Consider the following 1,577-nt stretch of genomic DNA (forward strand, 5'->3'; position numbering starts at 1 on the left):
GATGAGCGGAGGCCTTCTGTCGGAGTAGCCCCGACGGGATTCGAACCCGCGCTACCGCCTTGAGAGGGCGGCGTCCTAGGCCGCTAGACGACGGGGCCTCGAACTTTCTCCCATGCCTGGGATTCACCCGGCGAGGATCTCGGGGATCGCGCTGAGTGCTCGGTTAGCTTAGCCGACCGACTGTCGGCCGACGAAATCGGCTGGTCAGCGGCGCGCGGGAGCGTCTTCGCCGAGGTCGCCTGCGGGATGTGCGCGCCCGAGCGGCCCGGCGGTGCGCCGGGGGATCAGAGGGGGGTCAGAGGGAGTCGATCCACCGTCGCAGACGGCGCCCCTCGGCGACCATGAGCTCGGGGTCGCGGAAGGTGTTGGTCAGCAAGGAGATCCCCTGGTAGGCCGCGATCAGCGCGACGGCCAGCTCGCGTGCGTCGCTGTCGCGACCCAGCTCGCGGAACTGGTGCTCGGTCCAGTCGATCAGGGCGCGCATGTGCTCGGCCAGCTTGCCGGCCAGGCCGTCTTCGCGTTTGTCCAGTTCCGAGGCCAGGGTTCCGGTCGGGCAGCCGTACTTCGCGGTGAGATCGCGCTGATCGACCCAGCCCTGGACGAGTGCGGTGAGCCGCTCGCGGGGGGTGGGTAGCGAGTCGAGCCGGTCGAGCAGGGTGTGCAGTGTCGCGCCGTGCGCGCCGATGGCTGCCTCGACCAGCTCGTCCTTGGTCTTGAAGTAGTAGTAGACGTTTCCGACCGGCACGTCGGCGGCGCGTGCGATGTCGGCCAGCGTCGTCTTCTCCACACCTTGTTCGTGCAGGACGGAGGCCGCGGCGGCGGTGAGACGTTCTCGTTTGCCCGGCTTCCGCGCGGTTGAGTGAGTCACCTGACTAACTCTAGACAAGCGTGGGCGGTTTCGCTTACGGTCGAGTTAGTTAGTCAACTAACTGAGTGGAGTGACGATGAACAACGAACGGCCGTCCGCACGGGCGGTCTCCAAGGGGAGACGGGCGACTCCCGTGAGCTCCGGTGTCGAGGCCTTCCTCGCCGAACCACGGATCGCGACCCTGACCACCATCCGCCCGGACGGCACGCCGCACGTCGCCCCCGTGCGGTTCACCTGGGACGGCGCGACGAGCACCGCCCGCGTCCTGACGGTGGGCACCGCACGCAAAGCGCGGAACGTGGCGGTCGGCGGGCGCGCGGTCCTCTGCCAGCCGGACGGATTCCGCTGGGTGACGCTCGAAGGCTCCGCCACCGTGTCGGACGCCGCGGAGCGGGTGACGACTGCCGCCCGCCGATACCACCGCGGCTACGGATCACCGCCACCCGAGCCCGCCGGTCGCGTCGTCATCGAGATCGCGGTCGACCGCGTTCTCGCCCTCAACCTCTGAAAGGACTCTCAATGACCGTGTCAAGCCGCAACAGCGACTGGAACCGGGCTGTCGAGAGTGAATTCACGACCGTCGCGCAGCAACGCCCACAACACATCAACCAGGCGACGGGCCAACGCCAGCAAAGCCTGGGTATGAAGCTGCCGTTCGCTGCGTTTTCGGTCGTAGAACCTCCGCGATGGCCCGTTCTCGTAGCGCAGA

At 67.9% G+C, this 1,577-nt stretch carries 2 protein-coding genes, 1 tRNA gene and 1 pseudogene; 1 reads left to right on the forward strand and 3 read right to left on the reverse strand.

The window, feature by feature from the left end:
- Window positions 1–25 precede the first annotated feature (25 nt).
- Window positions 26–98, reverse strand: a tRNA-Glu gene (locus QH283_RS01530).
- A 197-nt stretch (window positions 99–295) separates the two neighbouring features.
- Complete coding sequence (locus QH283_RS01535; protein ID WP_280501226.1) at window positions 296–868, reverse strand: TetR/AcrR family transcriptional regulator; 573 nt, start codon at window positions 866–868, stop codon at window positions 296–298.
- A 133-nt stretch (window positions 869–1,001) separates the two neighbouring features.
- On the opposite strand from QH283_RS01535, the gene QH283_RS01540 reads away from it, so the two are divergent.
- A complete protein-coding gene (locus QH283_RS01540) occupies window positions 1,002–1,376 on the forward strand; it encodes a pyridoxamine 5'-phosphate oxidase family protein (protein WP_280501227.1) in 375 nt (124 codons plus the stop codon).
- A gap of 20 nt (window positions 1,377–1,396) precedes the next feature.
- Here the strand turns inward: QH283_RS01540 and QH283_RS01545 are convergent.
- Window positions 1,397–1,577 (reverse strand): annotated as a pseudogene (locus QH283_RS01545) (IS110 family transposase); the annotation flags it as partial.

It is taken from the genome of Nocardia farcinica (assembly GCF_029867845.1).
In the GTDB taxonomy this organism is placed as follows: Bacteria; Actinomycetota; Actinomycetes; order Mycobacteriales; family Mycobacteriaceae; genus Nocardia; species Nocardia farcinica_A.